Source organism: Variovorax multivorans (assembly GCF_051216835.1).
In the GTDB taxonomy this organism is placed as follows: domain Bacteria; phylum Pseudomonadota; class Gammaproteobacteria; order Burkholderiales; family Burkholderiaceae_C; genus Variovorax.
Genome location: NZ_JBPJZL010000007.1, coordinates 172,931 through 189,614, shown reverse-complemented (window position 1 = coordinate 189,614; position 16,684 = coordinate 172,931). Strand labels below are relative to the sequence as shown.

The 16,684-nt window shown below is 67.3% G+C and carries 18 protein-coding genes; 10 read left to right on the top strand and 8 right to left on the bottom strand.

The window, feature by feature from the left end; translation table 11 throughout:
• Positions 1-2: 2 nt before the first annotated feature.
• Positions 3-1,601: an efflux RND transporter periplasmic adaptor subunit gene (locus ACSFCA_RS19915; RefSeq protein ID WP_435460792.1), complete on the bottom strand. Its 1,599-nt coding sequence runs from the start codon at positions 1,599-1,601 to the stop codon at positions 3-5.
• Positions 1,602-1,869: 268 nt separating this feature from the next.
• On the opposite strand from ACSFCA_RS19915, the gene ACSFCA_RS19910 reads away from it, so the two are divergent.
• Genes ACSFCA_RS19910 through ACSFCA_RS19890 form a run of 5 tightly spaced genes read left to right on the top strand, consistent with a single transcriptional unit; the run spans position 1,870 to position 5,614 of the window.
• Complete coding sequence (locus ACSFCA_RS19910; RefSeq protein WP_435460793.1) at positions 1,870-2,391, top strand: DUF6622 family protein; 522 nt, start codon at positions 1,870-1,872, stop codon at positions 2,389-2,391.
• A gap of 39 nt (positions 2,392-2,430) precedes the next feature.
• Positions 2,431-3,393: a sterol desaturase family protein gene (locus ACSFCA_RS19905; protein ID WP_435460794.1), complete on the top strand. Its 963-nt coding sequence runs from the start codon at positions 2,431-2,433 to the stop codon at positions 3,391-3,393.
• Entirely contained in the window at positions 3,390-3,686 is a 297-nt protein-coding gene (locus ACSFCA_RS19900) for a 2TM domain-containing protein (protein WP_258350303.1), read from the top strand. The genes ACSFCA_RS19905 and ACSFCA_RS19900 overlap by 4 nt, the downstream gene beginning before the upstream one ends.
• Before the next feature lie 56 nt (positions 3,687-3,742).
• Complete coding sequence (locus ACSFCA_RS19895; protein WP_435460795.1) at positions 3,743-4,756, top strand: sensor histidine kinase; 1,014 nt, start codon at positions 3,743-3,745, stop codon at positions 4,754-4,756.
• 24 nt (positions 4,757-4,780) lie between these two features.
• Positions 4,781-5,614: a LytR/AlgR family response regulator transcription factor gene (locus tag ACSFCA_RS19890; RefSeq protein ID WP_435460796.1), complete on the top strand. Its 834-nt coding sequence runs from the start codon at positions 4,781-4,783 to the stop codon at positions 5,612-5,614.
• A gap of 81 nt (positions 5,615-5,695) precedes the next feature.
• Here the strand turns inward: ACSFCA_RS19890 and ACSFCA_RS19885 are convergent, their stop codons facing one another.
• Positions 5,696-6,037: a hypothetical protein gene (locus ACSFCA_RS19885; RefSeq protein ID WP_093059189.1), complete on the bottom strand. Its 342-nt coding sequence runs from the start codon at positions 6,035-6,037 to the stop codon at positions 5,696-5,698.
• A gap of 148 nt (positions 6,038-6,185) precedes the next feature.
• On the opposite strand from ACSFCA_RS19885, the gene ACSFCA_RS19880 reads away from it, so the two are divergent.
• Positions 6,186-8,000 (top strand): glutamine--tRNA ligase/YqeY domain fusion protein, encoded by a 1,815-nt coding sequence (locus tag ACSFCA_RS19880; RefSeq protein WP_435460797.1) that lies wholly within the window; start codon positions 6,186-6,188, stop codon positions 7,998-8,000.
• Positions 8,001-8,019: 19 nt separating this feature from the next.
• Here the strand turns inward: ACSFCA_RS19880 and ACSFCA_RS19875 are convergent, their stop codons facing one another.
• The gene (locus tag ACSFCA_RS19875) at positions 8,020-8,322 is read right to left on the bottom strand and encodes a hypothetical protein (protein WP_435460798.1); all 303 of its coding nucleotides are present in this window, start codon (positions 8,320-8,322) and stop codon (positions 8,020-8,022) included.
• Between the two features lie 85 nt (positions 8,323-8,407).
• Between ACSFCA_RS19875 and ACSFCA_RS19870 the strand changes: the two genes are divergently transcribed.
• From ACSFCA_RS19870 to ACSFCA_RS19860, 3 genes are all read left to right on the top strand, one after another.
• Positions 8,408-8,959, top strand: a complete 552-nt coding sequence (locus ACSFCA_RS19870; protein ID WP_435460799.1) for a pseudouridine synthase — start codon at positions 8,408-8,410, stop codon at positions 8,957-8,959.
• A gap of 62 nt (positions 8,960-9,021) precedes the next feature.
• On the top strand, positions 9,022-9,921 hold the full coding sequence (locus ACSFCA_RS19865) for a M23 family metallopeptidase (protein WP_258350309.1): 900 nt from the start codon (positions 9,022-9,024) through the stop codon (positions 9,919-9,921).
• Between the two features lie 29 nt (positions 9,922-9,950).
• A complete protein-coding gene (locus tag ACSFCA_RS19860; RefSeq protein WP_435460800.1) occupies positions 9,951-10,286 on the top strand; it encodes a hypothetical protein in 336 nt (111 codons plus the stop codon).
• A gap of 10 nt (positions 10,287-10,296) precedes the next feature.
• Here the strand turns inward: ACSFCA_RS19860 and ACSFCA_RS19855 are convergent, their stop codons facing one another.
• The 3 genes from ACSFCA_RS19855 to ACSFCA_RS19845 all read right to left on the bottom strand — a co-directional run bounded on the left by ACSFCA_RS19855 (position 10,297) and on the right by ACSFCA_RS19845 (position 13,601).
• Positions 10,297-11,232: a M14 family metallopeptidase gene (locus ACSFCA_RS19855; protein WP_435460801.1), complete on the bottom strand. Its 936-nt coding sequence runs from the start codon at positions 11,230-11,232 to the stop codon at positions 10,297-10,299.
• 110 nt (positions 11,233-11,342) lie between these two features.
• A complete protein-coding gene (locus ACSFCA_RS19850) occupies positions 11,343-12,545 on the bottom strand; it encodes an ammonium transporter (protein ID WP_093059179.1) in 1,203 nt (400 codons plus the stop codon).
• 162 nt (positions 12,546-12,707) lie between these two features.
• A complete protein-coding gene (locus tag ACSFCA_RS19845) occupies positions 12,708-13,601 on the bottom strand; it encodes a LytTR family DNA-binding domain-containing protein (protein WP_258350312.1) in 894 nt (297 codons plus the stop codon).
• Positions 13,602-13,765: 164 nt separating this feature from the next.
• Here ACSFCA_RS19845 and ACSFCA_RS19840 point away from each other — a divergent pair, with 164 nt between their 5' ends.
• Positions 13,766-14,986, top strand: a complete 1,221-nt coding sequence (locus tag ACSFCA_RS19840) for an acyltransferase family protein (RefSeq protein ID WP_435460802.1) — start codon at positions 13,766-13,768, stop codon at positions 14,984-14,986.
• Here ACSFCA_RS19840 and ACSFCA_RS19835 read toward each other — a convergent pair.
• Both ACSFCA_RS19835 and ACSFCA_RS19830 read right to left on the bottom strand, forming a co-directional pair.
• Positions 14,916-15,350, bottom strand: a complete 435-nt coding sequence (locus tag ACSFCA_RS19835; protein WP_258350314.1) for a PaaI family thioesterase — start codon at positions 15,348-15,350, stop codon at positions 14,916-14,918. The two genes, ACSFCA_RS19840 and ACSFCA_RS19835, sit on opposite strands and share 71 nt — an antisense overlap.
• A gap of 139 nt (positions 15,351-15,489) precedes the next feature.
• Entirely contained in the window at positions 15,490-16,584 is a 1,095-nt protein-coding gene (locus ACSFCA_RS19830; protein ID WP_435460803.1) for a suppressor of fused domain protein, read from the bottom strand.
• Between the last annotated feature and the right edge of the window lie 100 nt (positions 16,585-16,684).

Here is a 16,684-nt window from a genome sequence, read left to right as displayed (position 1 = left end):
GCTCATGGGCGGCGCCCGCCCTGGCCACCTTCGCCGCCGCCTTCGGACATGCGCTGCCAGCGCTCCAGCGCCGCCGGGTCGCCACGGTCCAATGCTTCGAGGAAGCGCTTGCGGCGCTCCAACTGCTGCGGGTCGTCCTTGGCGGCGTCGAGCATGCGCTGGCGCTGCTCGGCGGTCGGGAGCTTGGCGGGTGTCGCTGGTTCTGCTGCGGGGGCGGCAGCAGCCGGGCCTGATGCACCTGACGCACCTGATGCGCCGCCCTTCGGTGCCGCCGCGCCGCCTTGACGGTGTTGTCCACGGCGCGAACCGCTTGCGGGCGCCGACGCCGCACCGGTCGGGCGTTCGACCTGGGTCTGCACGCGCGCGCCGTCCTTCAGCCGGTCGCCGCCTTCGGTCACGACCTGCTCGCCGGCCTTCAGGCCCGACATGATCGCCACGTTGTCCACGCTCGATTCGCCACGCGTCACCGGCCGCTGCGATACCGTGCTGTCTTCGTTCAGCACATACACGTAGTCGCCGTTGGGGCCGTGGCGCAGCGCCGTGACCGGCACCACCACCGCGCTGGCCACGGTGCGCAGCAGCAGCCGCAGGTTGACGAACTGGTTCGGGAACAGCGCGCTGTCGGCGTTGGCGAAGCGGGCCTTGGCCTTGACGGTGCCGGTGGCGGTGTCGACCAGGTTGTCAAGCGTGGAGAAGGCGCCATTCGCAAGCTGGCGCGTGCGCGTGCGGTCGAAGGCGGTGGCGTCGAGCTTGGCGCCCTGGGCGAGGCGCTCCTGCACTTCGGGCACGCGGTCTTGCGGAATGGCAAATTCAACGTCGATGGGCGCGATCTGCGTGATGGTCGCAATGCCGTTGGTGGTGCCGGTCGAGATGTAGTTGCCCCCGTCCACCGGCCGCAGGCCGATGCGCCCGCTCACCGGCGCGGTGATGCGGCTCCAGGCCAGGTTGAGCTTGGCCGTGTTCTCGTTGGCGCGGTCGATGGCCACGGTGCCTTCGAGCTGCTTGACCAGCGCGGCCTGCGTGTCGACGTCTTGCCGCGCGATGGAGTCCTGCCCCAGCAGGGTCTGGTAGCGCTGCAGCGTGACGCGCGCCGCCGCCAGCTGCGCCTCGTCGCGCTGCCGCGCCCCGGCGGCCTGCCCCAGCGCGTTCTGGAACGGCTGCGGGTCGATGGTGGCGAGCACGTCGCCTTTCTTGACCATCTGCCCTTCCTGGAAGAGCACGGCCGTGAGCACGCCCGACACCTGCGGCTGCACGATCACGTTGGCCAGCGGCGTGACGGTGCCCAGCGCCTCGAGTTGCACCGGGATGTCCGCCTGCCTGGCCGTGGCAACACCGACCGTGCTGGAGGCTCCGCCACCGCCGCCGCGCCCACCCGGGCCGCCCGGCCCACCGGGGCCACCACCCTGCCGGCCGGCGCCAGGAACGCCACCAGGGCCGGCCGCGGGCGTCTTCGACCGCTGGATCAGATACCAGGCGCCAGCGCCCAGTGCCACGAGCAGCAGCAGGGTCAGCAGCCCGCCCACCCACCGGCGTCTGCGCACCGTCGGATGTGTTGGCGAGACGGTGGAAGGCAGAGGCTCGGGTGGTTTTTCTTGTTCCATGGGCGGTGCGTGCGAAAGATGCAGGGGGTGCGGACCGGGGTAGTACAGCGCGGAATGGTAGTCCCGCTCTTTGCTGCGCCGTAAAGCGACGGTAAAGCTGCCCGCACGGCCTCCGCAATTCACGCCGCCCGGCTGCAATTCGCGCCGCATGCATGCATTCCGTCGCAAGCCGGTGGCTGGGGCGGGCGGGCGCCGGCACAGTCCACTCCATCGATTCCCTTCTGCCCTTCTTCTTCAAGATTTCTTCCACTTCCAACGGAGCGCCACCATGCTGATGCAAATCATCCTTCACACGCCCAAGTGGGTGTTCGCCGTGTTCTTCCTGCTGCTGTGGCTCGGCGCCAAGCAGCTGCTCACCAACGAAGTGAGCCTGAGCCGCGTCACGCTGATGCCGGTGGCCATGGGCGCCCTTTCGATCTACGGCGTGGTCTCCGTCTTCGGCGATTCCTTCGGCGCCCTGCTGGGCTGGGCCGCCGCCGCGGTGGTAATGCTGGCGCTGGTGCTGCAGCGCCCGCTGCCCGCCACCACCCGCTACGACGCGGCCGAGCGCCGCTTCCACGTGGCCGGCAGCCCCGTGCCGCTGATGCTCATGATGGGCATCTTCCTGACCAAGTACGTGGTGGGCGTAACCCTGGCCATGCACCCCGAGGTGCGCCAGCAAGCCGCCTTCAGCCTCGTGATCCCGGTGCTGTACGGCGCCTTCAGCGGTGTCTTCGCGGCCCGTGCGGTGCGCCTGTGGAAGCTGGCCATCCGCACTGACGCTATGTCGGCCACGGCCCGCGCGGCCTAAGATTCCCTAGGCCACGACTTTCATCCAGGACCCGCCACCATGAACGCGCTCTTGCTGATCCTCAAGATCTCCGTCACGGTGGTGCTCGTCGCCTCCATTGCCGAGGCGCTCGTGCTGTCCTGGCGCAACGGCTGGCGCAGCTACGACTGGAAGGCGGCCGGCGTCTCGGTGGTCGACTTTCTTGTGCGCGAGTACCCGTTGCGCTGGCTGCTGCCGCTGGCCTTCTGGACCGGCGCGATGAACTGGTTTTATGACCACCGCCTCTTCACCCTGCCGATGGACCACTGGAGCGGCTGGGCCGCCTGCTTCATCGGCCAGGAGTTCTGCTACTACTGGTACCACCGCGCGGCGCACCGGGTGCGCTGGTTCTGGTGCACCCACTCCATCCACCATTCGCCGAACCAGCTGAACCTGTCGGCCGCCTACCGCTTCGGCTGGACCGGCCGTCTCACCGGCACGCTGGCCTTCTTCATGCTGGCGCCGCTGCTGGGCATGCCGCCGCGGGTGATCCTGCTGATGCTCACGCTGAACCTGCTGTACCAGTTCTGGATTCATGCCACCTGGATCCCGCGCCTCGGGCCGCTCGAATGGGTGCTGAACACGCCCTCTGCCCACCGCGTGCACCATGCCTCGAACCTGGAATACCTGGACGGCAACTACGGCGGCGTGCTCATCGTGTTCGACCGCCTGTTCGGCACCTACATTCCAGAGCGCGCCGATCTTCCCTGCCGCTACGGGCTGGTGAACCCGATTACTTCGCACAACCTCTTCGAGATCGAGTTCAGCCAGTGGCGCGCGCTGTTGCGCGACCTGGCCTCGGCCCGCTCGGTGCGCACCTTTGTCGGCTACCTCGTGAAGCCACCGGGCTGGAAGCCCGATGGGGCAGGCGACACCACCGAGGAACTGCGGCAGCGCGCGGCATTGCAGGCGGCACCGTCGCCACAGTCGCCGCAGCCCGCCTCTTCCGATTTCATTCCTGTCCAATACAAGGAGCTGTCATGACCTCTCTTGCATCAAATTCTTCCCGCTCCGACGTCGAGCGCCTCGCCCGCCGCCGCGCCGGCGCCAAGATGGGCTGGTACATCCACGCCTTCGTCTACGTGGTGGTCAACCTCGGCCTCGTCACGATCTCGGCCGCCAACGGCCGCACCTGGGCGATGTACCCGCTCATGGGCTGGGGGCTGGGCCTGCTGATCCACGGCGCCGTCGTCTGGTTCGTGGCGCCCGGCGGCGGCTTCTACGACAGGCTGGTGGAACGCGAACGCCGCGCGCTGGGCGGCGGGGACCATCGGTGAGCGTGGAACAGCCTGCTGCTGCAAACAACAGGTTCAGGCCTGAAAACCTGAAGTCCATGCTGCGGCATGGCCTCATCACCGCCGTCTTCTGCTGCCTCATTGCCACCGTGATGACCATCACCGGCGGCGACAACTGGGCCGGCCACATGGTCTATTCGCTGTCGATCGGCATCGTGAGCTGGCTGTTCATCGACGGTGGCCGGCTCCTGATCAGCGGGCACCGTGAAATCCTCTGGCCCGCATGGCCGTGGGGCTTTCTCCTGATCGCGGTGGGCGCGGCCGTCGGCTTCTTCGTCGGCAACCTCATCGGCGACGCCTGGTTCGGCGCACCCCGGTTCGACTTTCTCGACTTCAAGGGTCACAAGCTGGCCACCGGCGTCACGATCACCATCATCGCGACGATCGGCATGTGCTTCTTCTTCTACAGCCTCGGCAAAAGCAAGCACATGCAGAGCCAGATCGACCTGGCACAGCGCAACGCCACCGAGGCGCGGCTCAAGCTGCTCGAAACGCAGCTGGAGCCGCACATGCTCTTCAACACGCTGGCCAACCTGCGCGTGCTGATCACCATCGACCCGCCGCGCGCCGTGGCCATGCTCGACCGGCTCAACAGCTACCTGCGCATGACGCTCAGCGGCTCGCGCGCGCTGTCGCATCCGTTGTCGGCCGAGTTCGAGCGGCTGGGCGACTATCTGGAGCTGATGTCGGTGCGCATGGGAGAACGCCTGCATTACACGCTCGACCTGCCGGAAGACCTGCGCGATGCGCCCGTGCCGCCGCTGCTGCTGCAGCCGCTGGTGGAAAACAGCATCCGCCACGGGCTGGAGCCGAAGGTGGAAGGCGGCGAGATCGTCGTGCGCGCCCGCAAGGAAGCAGGCCAGTTGGTGATCGAGGTAAGCGACACCGGCGTGGGCCTCGATGCAGCGCCGCCTTCGGAAGGCAGCGGTTTCGGGCTGGAGCAGGTGCGCGACCGGCTGGCCACCATGTACGGCGACCGGGGACACATGAAGCTGGTGCCCTCGCCCGCCGGCGGCACCAGCGCCACGCTGAGCTTCCCTACACCTGCCTGAACACGACACAACAACAGCGACAAGATGAACCCCACCGCCCTCATCGCCGAAGACGAGCCCCTGCTCGCGCAGGCCCTCAAGGCCGAACTCGCGGTCGCTTGGCCCGAGCTGCAGATCGTCGCCACCGCCGGCGACGGCCGCAGCGCCGTGCGCGAGGCGCTGCGCCTGCTGCCGCAGGTGCTGTTCTTCGACATCCGCATGCCCGGCCTCGACGGCCTCGGCGCCGCCGCCGAACTGGCCGACTGCTGGCCGACCGATGAGGCGCCCATGCCGCAGCTGGTGTTCGTGACGGCCTATGACGAATACGCCACCCGCGCCTTCGACGCGCAGGCCATCGACTACGTGCTCAAGCCCCTGCACCCCGAGCGCCTGCGCAAGACCGTGAGCCGGCTGCAGCAGGCGCTGGCCGCGCGCCAGCCGGAGCCCACGCCCGCCCTGGCCGACGCGGCGCTCGAACAGACGCTGGCCCAATGGCGCCAGGTGCTGACCGCCGCCAGTGCCGGAACGGCGGCGACGGCCGCCCCCGCCCCGCTGCGCATGATCGCCGCCAGCGACGCCGGTGGCAGCACCGTGCGCATGGTGCCCATCGACGAGGTGCTGTATTTCGAGGCCGCCGACAAATACCTGCGCGTACTCACCGCCACGCACGAATACCTGATCCGCACGCCGCTCAAGCAGTTGCTGCCCCAGCTCGACGCAGACACCTTCTGGCAGGTGCACCGGGCGGTGGTGGTGCGCAGCGCGGCCATCGAGTCGGTGCATCGCGACGAGGCCGGCAAGCTTCATCTGATGCTGCGCGGGCGGGCGGAGAAGATTCCGGTCAGCCGCCTGTACGCCCATCTCTTTCGCGCCATGTGAAATTGGCAGGGGCGCCCCAAAAGAAAAAGCCGACCCTTTCGGGGCCGGCTTTTTTCATTCAGTCACGAATGCCGTGGCGTTTTAGCGCCAATGGCCATGGCCGCGGTAGTAGCCACGACCGTAGTAGCGCGGGCCGTAATACGCCGGCGGAGCGTAGTAGACCGGGGCCGGACGGTAGTACACCGGCGGCGGCGCGTAGTAGGCGGGCGCTGGCGGTGCGTAATAGACAGGTGCCGGCGGCGCGTAGACCGGGGCCGGGTAGTAGGCCGGACCGCCCACTCCCACCGCCACGCCGGGAACACCGACTCCGATGGACCAGCTGACGTCGCTGCGAGCGCTGGCCGAAGTGGCGGCAAACAATGCACCGGCTGCCACAACGCCTGCGGCGGCCCATTTGAAGAAGGTTGAACGTGTGAGGCTCATGATTCGGACTCCTTGTTACGGTGGGCTGCGTTCGGGTGTGAACCGCCCATGTGTGTATTGAACGCGGCAATTGCAAAGGGGGTGCACCGGGCAATGTGAAGAACGTTGCCAAAGGTAACTCATAGGGGGTGACCCCTAAAATGCAACGATGACCTCCCCGACCGACAAAAACGGCGCCAAAACGACCGCTGCTCCGAGCAATTTCCTGCGCCACGTGATCGAGAACGACCTCGAACAGGGTGCCTATTCTGGCCGCAAGTGGGGCGGTTCGCCCGGCAACGCCGCCCATCACGCCCAGGGCATGATCGATCCGGCCAAGGTGCGCATGCGCTTTCCGCCCGAGCCCAACGGCTACCTGCACATCGGCCACGCCAAGAGCATCTGGCTCAATTTCGAACTGGCCAAGGAATACGGCGGCGTGAGCCACCTGCGCTTCGACGACACCAACCCCGAGAAGGAAGACCAGGAATACGTCGACTCCATCCGCGACGCGGTGAAGTGGCTCGGCTACGAAACCTACCTGGCCGACCGCCCCAGCGCCCCCGGCACGCTGCAGCCGCACGAATACTTCGCGAGCGACTACTTCGACTTCATGTACGAGGCGGCCGAATACCTCATCGGCGCCGGCCTCGCCTACGTCGACGAGCAAACCGCCGACGAGGTGCGCGCGAACCGAGGCGACTTCAACACGCCCGGCACCGACAGCCCCTTCCGCACCCGCACGCCCGAAGAAAACCTCGCGCGCTTCCGCGCCATGCGCGACGGCCAGGTGGCCGACGGCGCCGCCATCCTGCGCGCCAAGATCGACATGGCCAGCACCAACATCAACATGCGCGACCCCGCGCTGTACCGCGTGCGCCGGGCCACCCACCACAACACCGGCGACAAGTGGTGCATCTACCCGATGTACACCTACGCGCACCCCATCGAAGACGCGCTGGAGCAAATCACCCACTCCATCTGCACCCTGGAATTCGAAGACCAGCGCCCCTTCTACGACTGGCTGCTCGACCGCCTCGCCGAAGGCGGCCTCGTCGCCAGCCCGCATCCGCGCCAGTACGAATTCGCGCGTCTCAACGTGACCCACGTGCTCACCAGCAAGCGCAAGCTGCGCCAGCTGGTCGAAGAAAAATACGTCGACGGCTGGGACGACCCCCGCATGCCCACCATTGCCGGCCTGCGCCGCCGCGGCTACACGCCCGAGGCGCTGCGCCTGTTCTGCGAACGCAGTGGCACCACCAAGTCCGGCGGCTGGATCGACTACGCCAGCCTCGAAGCCGCGCTGCGCGACACCCTCGACCCCGTCGCCCCGCGCGCCATGGCCGTGCTCGACCCGGTGAAGCTCGTCATCACCAACTGGGGCGAACTGATGGGCGGCGACGACGTGCTCGACGACTGCTCGGCGCCCGTGCACCCGCACCACCCCGAGATGGGCAAGCGCGACTTCAAGCTCGGCCGCGAGGTGTGGATCGAACGCACCGACTACGAAGAAGTGCAGCCCAAGGGCTTCTTCCGCCTGTTCCCTGGCAACAAGGTGCGGCTGAAGTACGGCCACGTCATCGAGTGCACTGGCGGCACCAAGGATGCGAGCGGCAAGCTCGTCGAAGTGCAGGCCACGCTGGTGCCCGACACCAAGAGCGGCACGCCCGGCGCGGACGCGATCAAGGTGAAGGGCAACATCACCTGGGTGGCAGCAGCGGATGCGGTACAGGCCGAGGTGCGGCTGTACGAGCGGCTGTTTGCGGCGGCGAACCCGGGCAGCGGCGAGCTGCTGGACGAACTGAACAAGCAGAGCCTTGAAGTCTGCTCGGCCTTCGTCGAGCCTTCGCTGGCCAGGGCCGAACCGGGTGTCGGGATCCAGTTCGAGCGGCACGGGTACTTCGTGCGCGATTCGAAGGGCGGCACGGACGGCAAGCTGGTGTTCAACCGCGCGGCCGGCATGCGGGACAGTTGGGGCAAGTAACCCGGTCGTTCTGCGCTGCTTATTCGGGCCGCTTGTAGACCACGCCGATCACCGCGCTGTTCTCATCGGTGGTGCACACGGCGGAGCGGCCCTGCGGCCCGACCTTCAGGTTGATCGTGTAGACGCCGTCGCGCGGCGTCGTGCCCTTGTCCGCGACGATGCTGCCCGGCGGCACCCTGAGCTCGCGTGCGGCCGCGGTCACGCAGTTCTTGACGCTCGCCTCGGGCGCACCGCCAACGCGGATGCCTGGGCTGTTGCACGCCGCCAGCAGAAAGCCTGCAATCGCGGCGCAGGCAAGATGGATGAAGCTTCGCATCGTCATTCCAGGCTCTCCTGTGTGATGAACCGATTGGAGCCACCAAGACCATCGAATGTTGCAGGACAGACCCGGGCTATCCTGTCGGCCAATGAATTTTCCGAGCCCTTCTCCCCGCCTGATCCGCTTCAACAAGCCCTACGGCGTGCTCAGCCAGTTCACGCCCGAAGGCCGCTGGCGTGGCCTGAAAGACTTCATCGACATTCCCGATGTCTACGTCGCCGGCCGGCTCGATGCCGACAGTGAAGGCCTGCTGCTGCTCACCGACGACGGCAAGCTCCAGGCGCGCATCGCCGATCCGCGTTTCAAGATGGAGAAGATCTACTGGGTGCAGGTGGAAGGCGTGCCGACCGACGCTGCGCTCGCCTCCTTGCGTAGCGGCGTGCAGCTCAACGATGGCCTCACACGCCCGGCGAGGGCGCGGCTGCTCGACCCGCCGCCCGAAGTGTGGGAGCGACAGCCGCCCATTCGCGAGCGCAAGAGCATTCCCACCGCGTGGCTGGAGCTGGCGATCAGCGAAGGCCGCAACCGCCAGGTGCGGCGCATGACGGCGGCCGTGGGGCTGCCAACGCTGCGCCTGATCCGCGCCGCCATCGGGCCTCATACGCTCGACGGACTGGCGCCCGGCACCTGGCGCGAATAAACGACTGACGCGGCGACGCACGAACAGCCGCACAACCTTCATTCATTCTTCAAGCCTCTTCCATGCACATCCCCGATCTCGCTCCCCTCGTCCTGAACCGCCGCAGCACCCTGCTCGGCGTCATCGGCTTGCTTGCATTGCCCGCAACGCACGCCAACGCCGCAACCCCGGCCAAGACGAAGAAACAACCGGCTCAATCCGGTGTGTGGCCACACGCGTCCCAGGTTCCGGGCGGCGTGGCCCGCCTGTCACTCGGCCCATCGGCGAAGCGGCCGCAGGCCTTCGCAGGCGATGTGCCTCTGCTGGTGCTGGGCGATGCCATCGAATGGACCGCACTGGTCGGCATTCCGCTCGCAGCCGAACCCGGCGAGGCCAGCGTCGCCGTGCGCGCCGAAGGCAAGCCCGAGCGCCAGATCGCCTACACGGTGGCCCCGAAGCAGTACCGCGAACAACGCCTGACGGTGGCGCCGCGCACGGTCGACCTGTCGCCCGAGGACCAGGCCCGCTACGAGCGCGAACGCGACCACCAGGCCACCGTGATGGCCACGCTCACGGACATGCGGGCGGATGCGTCACTGCAGATGCGCGTGCCCGTGCCGGGCCGCCGCTCCAGTTCGTTCGGCCTGCGCCGCGTGTTCAACGGCCAGTCGCGCAATCCGCACAGCGGGATGGACATCGCGGCGGGCACTGGCACGCCAGTGCTGGCGCCGCTACCTGGGAAGGTGATCGATACGGGGGACTATTTCTTCAACGGCGGCACCGTGTGGCTCGACCACGGTGGCGGGCTGCTCACGATGTACTGCCATCTGAGCCGGGTCGATGTGAAAGTCGGCGATGTGCTGAAGACCGGCGAGCCGCTGGCTGCCGTGGGCGCGACCGGGCGGGTGACGGGGCCGCACCTGCATTGGTCTGTGATGCTGAATCGGGCGATGGTGGACCCGGCGCTGTTCATTGCAGCCTGAGGCAAACAGGCGACCGGATCAGCCCAGCCATGGCCAACAGCCACACGCCACAGCCTCTCTTCGCCGAAGCCTGCCTCGACGCCTCGGTCTCGCCTGCCTCGCGCCGCGACATCCTTGCCCTGCTCAACAACCGCCTGCACCCTGCACTGCAGAAAATCGTCGCGGCAGAAGTCGCGTCAGGCAACCGTGTCAGCGACGCCGGCATCGACTGGCCCGACCCGGGCTCGGTGCACGCCACCCTGCGCAACCACTTCGGCGATCGCCATGCGGGAGCAGAGGCCACGTTCAGCCTCTGCAACGACCCGCACTACTGGCATGCCGACTACAGCACTACCGAAAAGCCGCGGCACCTCCTGATCTGCTGACCAACTGGTCTCAGATCGGCTTGGTAAGGTAAACCGCCTCGCGCCCCACGATCGCGCGCTGCGCCGGCATGAAGATCGTGCAGTCGTCGCACAGCGCGCGGATTTCCTCGTCGCCGTTCGTCGCGATCAGCTCGCCCTTCGCAAAGGTCTCGAAGCCGATCAGCGGACGCACGAACGCAAAGTCCGCCGACTTGATGACATACGTCTGCAGCAGCTGAAAACGCCGCTGCGGCTCGGGTGCCGGCGTGGCCGGGTCCTTCTCGACGAGGCCGAAATACGCGAGGAAGTCGTAGGTGACGGCAGTGGCCAGTTCCGACGCGGAACGCAAGAAGTGCTGGCCGCACTCGACCACCATCGCCACGCCCTTGCCGTCCGGGCCGCCGTGGCTACCGTACTGGATCAGCGGCGTGCCCGAGCCCAGGCCGTCGGGCATCACAAGGTGCACCGACGGGCGGCCGATGGCCAGTGCGACCTTGGCGTTGCGCTCGAACGCCGGGTACACCCAGAACGGCACGACGGGCTGGCTGGTCGAATGGATGTCGAGGATGTGATCGGCCGCGTCCACCACCGGACGCAGGATGCGCGCACGGCTCAGCTCGGGGCTGTCTTCGGTGCCATCGAGCCATTCGGGCGACCAGATGCGGTTGAGGTTGTGCACGAGCTGGCGGCTGTCGAAGGGCAGCGCCTCGTTGAACGACTCGTACGCTGCCACGTTGGCAAAGCTCACGGTGAGCGTGCCGATCTTCGGGCGCACGTCGTTGTCGAGCAAGTGCGTGGCCGCCGTCATGCCGCAGATCTCGTTGCCGTGCGTCAGCGCGTTGATCAGCACGTGCGGGCCGGGCTTGCCGGACTCGAAGCGGTGCACGTAGTCGACGCCGGTGTTGCCCTTGCGGTAGGCGGAGAGGTCGCGGGGGAGGACTTCGAGGGCGGGGGGAGATTGGGTCATGGGCGTCAGGAAATGGAACGAAGCGGTCCGGCAAGTTTGCTACAGGGCGCGCGTTCGTGCTGAGCGGCCCTGCGCGAAGCAAACACAGACCCGCCCTGCCGCACTGGTGACTACCAGTTGACCTCGCGCTCCGGCGTCGCCGAGATGTGGTGGATCGACAGGTCAGCGCCGTCGTATTCCTCCTCCTGCGACAGCCGCAGCCCCAGCGAGGCCTTCAGCGCGCCGTACACCGCCGCGCCCGCCAGCCCCGCCCATGCCACGCCGATGACGGTGCCGATGAGCTGCGCCCACACGTTCACACCGCCAATGCCGCCCAGCGCCTGCGTGCCGAAGATGCCCGCCGCGATGCCGCCCCAGGTGCCGCACAGGCCGTGCAGCGGCCACACGCCGAGCACGTCGTCGATCTTCCATTTGTTCTGCGTGAGCGTGAACATCTTGACGAAGATCGCGCCCGCCACGCCGCCCACCACCAGCGCGCCCAGCGGGTGCATCAGGTCGGAGCCGGCGCACACGGCCACGAGCCCCGCGAGCGGGCCGTTGTAGACGAAGCCCGGGTCGTTCTTGCCCATGGCCAGCGCCACCAGCGTGCCGCCAACCATCGCCATCAGCGAGTTGACGGCCACCAGGCCCGAGATCTTGTCGATGCTCTGCGCGCTCATCACGTTGAAGCCGAACCAGCCCACGCACAGCACCCAAGCGCCCAGCGCGAGGAACGGAATGTTCGACGGCGGATGCGCACTCAGCGAGCCGTCGCCCCGGTAGCGGTTGCGCCGCGCGCCCAGCAGCAGCACCGCCGGCAGCGCCAGCCAGCCGCCCACCGCGTGCACCACCACCGAGCCCGCGAAGTCATGAAACTCATGGCCGGTGAGCGAGGCGATCCAGCCCTGGATGCCGAAGTGCTTGTTCCAGGCAATGCCCTCGTACAGCGGGTAGACGAAGCCGACGATCACCGCCGTGGCGATCAGCTGCGGCCAGAACTTGGCGCGCTCGGCAATGCCGCCAGAGATGATGGCCGGAATGGCCGCCGCGAAGGTGAGCAGGAAGAAGAACTTCACCAGCTCGTAGCCGCTTCTTGCCGACAGTTCGGTGGCGCTCACGAAGAAATGCGTGCCGTAGGCCACGCCGTAGCCGACCAGGAAATACACGATGGTCGAGACCGAGAAGTCGACCAGGATCTTCACCAACGCATTGACCTGGTTCTTCTTGCGCACTGTCCCCAGTTCGAGAAAAGCAAAACCGGCGTGCATGGCCAGGACCATGATGGCGCCGAGAAGGATGAACAGCGCGTCTGCGCCCTGTTTGAGTGCGTCCATTGGAGCTTCTTGCTGATTTTTGGTTTGAATTGGTGCGCCGCACCCGAATCACCCGGAGCAGCGGGCCAATGAAGCAAAAATGGTGCCTAAAGCTCTTCTATGGTGCGAAATGAACCAATAACGGGCTTTTCTCAGCCCTTCGCGCACCGGATCGGCACCGGATCAGCCCGCGCCAGCGCGCAGCGCGTCCCGGTAGCGGCGGCTGCAGGGCACGGTGGTGCCGTCGTGCATGTGCAGCCGGGCGTCGCCACCGTCCAGCGGCTCGATTTCCTTGATGCGGCCCAGGTTCACGGCGTGGCTGCGGTGCACGCGCACGAAGCGGGCGGGGTCGAGCTGGGTCAGAAAGTCGGTGAGCGTGGCGCGCAGCAGGTAGTCGTGGCCGTTGACGTGCAGGCCGACGTAGTTGCCCTCGGCCTGGAGCCAGTCGATGTCGGTGGCGGCGATGAGAAATTCGCGGCGCAGCTTGCGCACCAGAAAGCGCTCGGGGCGCGCGGGCTGCGGGGTTTCGGCTTCGACTGGCTCCGGCTCCGCCGGGGCTTCGGGCGCATCGAGCACCCGTGCCTCGCCCTGCAGCCGCAGCATGAACAGCCGGTACGCCCAGATGCCGAAGACGATGCTCACGTACACCCGCACGTCCTTCAGGTACTCGTAGCCCCACTGGCTCACCCAGCCCCCGAAGTCGTAGTGCTCGCCGGCCATGGCATAGACCAGCGCCCGCAGCCCGAACATGCCCACCACGTGGATCACGCTGAAGACCACGCTCGCCACCGCATGCCAGGCCACGAAGCGCAGCACGTGGCCACGCACCAGCGGCGACAGCCGGCGCTCGACGGCAACCAGCGCCGGAATCAGCAACAACAGCACGAGGTGGCTGGACCCCTCCCAGGTCGCAACTTCCCAGTTGGCACGCGGCACGGCGCGAGTGCGCATGTCGATGATCGCCACCATCGTGCTGAACACGGCCTGCAGCGCCATCCACACGATCCAGAACGCCACCTCCACATAGCGGCGGACCGGCTCGTAGCGCTCGTACAGGTTCTTGCGGGGGTCTCCCATGGCCGGGATTCTCGCGAAAACGAGCCTTCGAACGGCGCTTTTCGTCCCGTCTCGTCCCTCCAGGCCACCGCTCGTCACAAAACGGGGGGCATCCATCCCCCGGGTGCGCCACACCGAGGCCACGAGGCCGAGCATCGCTGCTCCCAGCTTCGAGGAGTCTTCCGATGACCGCCCAAACCCTCCCGCCCGACCATCGCCGCCACGACATCGACGCCCTGCGCGCGCTGGCCTTCCTGTTCGTCATCCTCTATCACGTGGGCATGTACTACGTGGCCGACTGGCCCTGGCACCTCAAGAGCCCGCATGCAGCCGAATGGCTGCAGTGGCCGATGCGCATGCTGAACCTCTGGCGCATGGATCTCGTCTTCCTGATCTCCGGCGTATCGCTCGGCTTCCTCAGCCGGGGCCAGGGCACCTGGGGCCTGCTGCGCAGCCGGGGCCTGCGGCTGATGCTGCCGCTGGCCTTCGGCATAGCGGTGATCGTGCCCTACCAGGCCTATGCGCAGGGCGTGGCCAACGGGCTGGTGGTGCCGGGCTTCGGCGCCTTCCTGCTGCGCTATTTGTCGATGGCCGAGCCGTGGCCGAAGCGGGCCTTCGACGGCGCGGAGTTCGGCATCACCTGGAACCATCTCTGGTACCTGCCCTACCTCTTCACCTACACGGCGCTGGTCGCGCTGACCCTGCCGCTGTGGAACTCCGCCGCCGGCCAATGGCTGCGCCGCGGCTTCAACGGCCTGCGCGGCTGGAAGCTGCTCTTGCTGCCGGTGGTGCCGTTGCTGGTCTTCACGATGCTGCTGGCCTCGCGCTTTCCGCCCACGCATAACCTGGTGCGCGACTTCCACCTGCACAGCCTCTACTTCACGATGTTTCTCTACGGCTACTGGATGGGCGTGGACACCGGCGTGTGGAAGGAACTGGAGCGGCTGCGCCGCGTGTCGCTCGCGCTGGCGGTCGCGGTGATCGTCACTTTCATCGCGCTGCGCACCGGAGCGAAAGGCCCGGCCTCCGGCCCGCTGATGGACACCCTGCGCATGCTCTACCTGTGGCTGGCCGTCGCCACCATCCTCGGCCATGGCCACCGCTACCTGAACCGCCCGTGGCCCTGGCTGCGCTGGGCCAACGAATCGGTGTACCCGTGGTACGTGCTGCACCAGACGCTGATCATCGTCGGCGTGACCGCGCTGGCCCCGCTCGCGCTCGGACCGGTGATCGAACCAGCGCTGCTGGTGCTGCTGACGCTTGTCGGCTGCTGGGCGCTGACGGACGGGCTGATCCGCCGCTTCAACCTGCTGCGGCCGCTGTTCGGGCTGAAGCTCAGGCGCGCGGCTTCAGCTGAAGCTCGTCCACAGGAACGAGGATTGCGTTCCCCGTCGCCACGAGCTTGAGCGCGTCTTCGCCCTTGCCTTCGGGCTGCGCATAGAGCTCGGACGCGACAAACACCTGCTTGCGTCCGGCCTTCGCCACGCGCCCGCGCGCCACGAAGGCACTGCCCACCGCGGGCGACATGAAGTTCACCGAAAAATGCGACGTCATCACGCGGCCTGCCAGCGTACCGGCCGCGTAGCCGCTCACGGTGTCGAGCAGCGCGGAGATCATTCCCGCGTGGAGGAAGCCGGCAAACTGCCCCATGTCCTCCGCGCGCCAGTTCATGCGCAGTTCGGCCTCGCCGTTGCCGGCCTGGGTGGCCTCGATGCCGGCCCAGCGATTGAAGGTGGCGGCCTCGTTGACGGCCTTGAAGGTTTCGAGCATGGCGTGTCCTTTGCGAGTGGGGCAGGGAGTGGTTCATGCCACTCTACGAACCGCACAGGACAAGCACCGTCACGCGCGTGACGAACGGGGTCGCGCGCAGTTGCATTGGCGACAGCGGCGCCACGGCGTTGACCGGCAATCAGCCGACCGTGCGCACCACATTCCCCTGCGGATCTCTGATCGTCGTCTTCTGGACTTTCCAGCGCACGGCGCCGAAACCGGGCACCTCGTACGTGCCCGCAACCGGCTTCAGTGTGCGGGCCAGTTCGCGCACGGCGGCGTCGCTCAGGTGCAGCGTCAGCTTGCCGTCTTCCTCGGCCACGCGGTCGGCATCACCATGCTCGAAGACCAGCGCGCGCTCGCGGCTCGCAAAATGAAACCCGCGGCCGAAGGGCAGCCGCAGTGGCAGCAACGCGACCAGTTCGTCGACCTGGCGTGCGCCGATCGTGATCTCGGTGAGCGGCGCGCGCAGCAGCCGCTTGCTCGTCTCCCAGCCGAGCACGTCGGTGAAGAGAAAGCCGCTGGACGAACCGTCGCGCGCCGCGCCCTCCTCCACGCGCCGACGCACATCGGGGTCGTCGAGTAGCGAAGGCCGCGCGAGGTCGGTCACCCACAGCGGCATCGCGGGCAGCAACGCATCGAGCAGCTTGCGCGTGTCCCAGCGCTTGCATGCCCGTTCCTCGTCTTCCGTCAGCCCGACGACCTGGAGGAAACGCATGCGCCCGTTCGGCGTGTCGATGGCCGGCAGCTCCGGGTCGAACACGAAGCCCATCGAGCAGATCAGCGTCTCGCGCTCCAGCGCGATGGGGCCATTGGCGGTCATCCAGTGGCCGTCGTCGAACACGTTGCCGCTCTTGAACACGTAGCGCGCGAGGTTCTGCAGAAAGTTGATGGCCCATGCAGGCGGCTCGGCCTCGTCGGGCTCGCAGGCCAGGCGAAAGGTCAGCTCGAAGCCGTAGCCGCTGGTGTCGGCGTCGCTCGATTCCTTGGCGTACAGCTCGCTGAGCCCATAGCTCAGGTAGTGCCAGTGCGGCACCGGCTCCATGCGCTTCCACACGCTCACGCCGTCGAGCGGATCGGGCCCGCCGAACATCCACTTGAGGACCGTGGCGTAGTGCTTCGGCTCCTGGCCCGGATAGAGGCGCTCCAGTGCGGCGGTGATGGCGTCCCAGCCCGGCGAGAGGTTTTCGTCGTCGCCAGCGTTGTCGTCCTGGCCCTGCGCTGCTTGCGTCATGTCGCTCCTTGCGGTGTCTGTCGATGGCGGCAAGCCTACACCGGGCCATCCTCAGGCCCGTGTCAGGCCGGCGTGGCATCCTCGGGCGTCGAATTGCTTT

Bases quoted from the DNA above. Each gene is read 5' to 3' on its own strand.
- ACSFCA_RS19915 (WP_435460792.1), bottom strand. From the start codon at position 1,601: ATGGAACAAGAAAAACCACCCGAGCCTCTGCCTTCCACCGTCTCGCCA.
- ACSFCA_RS19910 (WP_435460793.1), top strand. From the start codon at position 1,870: ATGCTGATGCAAATCATCCTTCACACGCCCAAGTGGGTGTTCGCCGTG.
- ACSFCA_RS19905 (WP_435460794.1), top strand. From the start codon at position 2,431: ATGAACGCGCTCTTGCTGATCCTCAAGATCTCCGTCACGGTGGTGCTC.
- ACSFCA_RS19900 (WP_258350303.1), top strand. From the start codon at position 3,390: ATGACCTCTCTTGCATCAAATTCTTCCCGCTCCGACGTCGAGCGCCTC.
- ACSFCA_RS19895 (WP_435460795.1), top strand. From the start codon at position 3,743: ATGCTGCGGCATGGCCTCATCACCGCCGTCTTCTGCTGCCTCATTGCC.
- ACSFCA_RS19890 (WP_435460796.1), top strand. From the start codon at position 4,781: ATGAACCCCACCGCCCTCATCGCCGAAGACGAGCCCCTGCTCGCGCAG.
- ACSFCA_RS19885 (WP_093059189.1), bottom strand. From the start codon at position 6,037: ATGAGCCTCACACGTTCAACCTTCTTCAAATGGGCCGCCGCAGGCGTT.
- ACSFCA_RS19880 (WP_435460797.1), top strand. From the start codon at position 6,186: ATGACCTCCCCGACCGACAAAAACGGCGCCAAAACGACCGCTGCTCCG.
- ACSFCA_RS19875 (WP_435460798.1), bottom strand. From the start codon at position 8,322: ATGACGATGCGAAGCTTCATCCATCTTGCCTGCGCCGCGATTGCAGGC.
- ACSFCA_RS19870 (WP_435460799.1), top strand. From the start codon at position 8,408: ATGAATTTTCCGAGCCCTTCTCCCCGCCTGATCCGCTTCAACAAGCCC.
- ACSFCA_RS19865 (WP_258350309.1), top strand. From the start codon at position 9,022: ATGCACATCCCCGATCTCGCTCCCCTCGTCCTGAACCGCCGCAGCACC.
- ACSFCA_RS19860 (WP_435460800.1), top strand. From the start codon at position 9,951: ATGGCCAACAGCCACACGCCACAGCCTCTCTTCGCCGAAGCCTGCCTC.
- ACSFCA_RS19855 (WP_435460801.1), bottom strand. From the start codon at position 11,232: ATGACCCAATCTCCCCCCGCCCTCGAAGTCCTCCCCCGCGACCTCTCC.
- ACSFCA_RS19850 (WP_093059179.1), bottom strand. From the start codon at position 12,545: ATGGACGCACTCAAACAGGGCGCAGACGCGCTGTTCATCCTTCTCGGC.
- ACSFCA_RS19845 (WP_258350312.1), bottom strand. From the start codon at position 13,601: ATGGGAGACCCCCGCAAGAACCTGTACGAGCGCTACGAGCCGGTCCGC.
- ACSFCA_RS19840 (WP_435460802.1), top strand. From the start codon at position 13,766: ATGACCGCCCAAACCCTCCCGCCCGACCATCGCCGCCACGACATCGAC.
- ACSFCA_RS19835 (WP_258350314.1), bottom strand. From the start codon at position 15,350: ATGCTCGAAACCTTCAAGGCCGTCAACGAGGCCGCCACCTTCAATCGC.
- ACSFCA_RS19830 (WP_435460803.1), bottom strand. From the start codon at position 16,584: ATGACGCAAGCAGCGCAGGGCCAGGACGACAACGCTGGCGACGACGAA.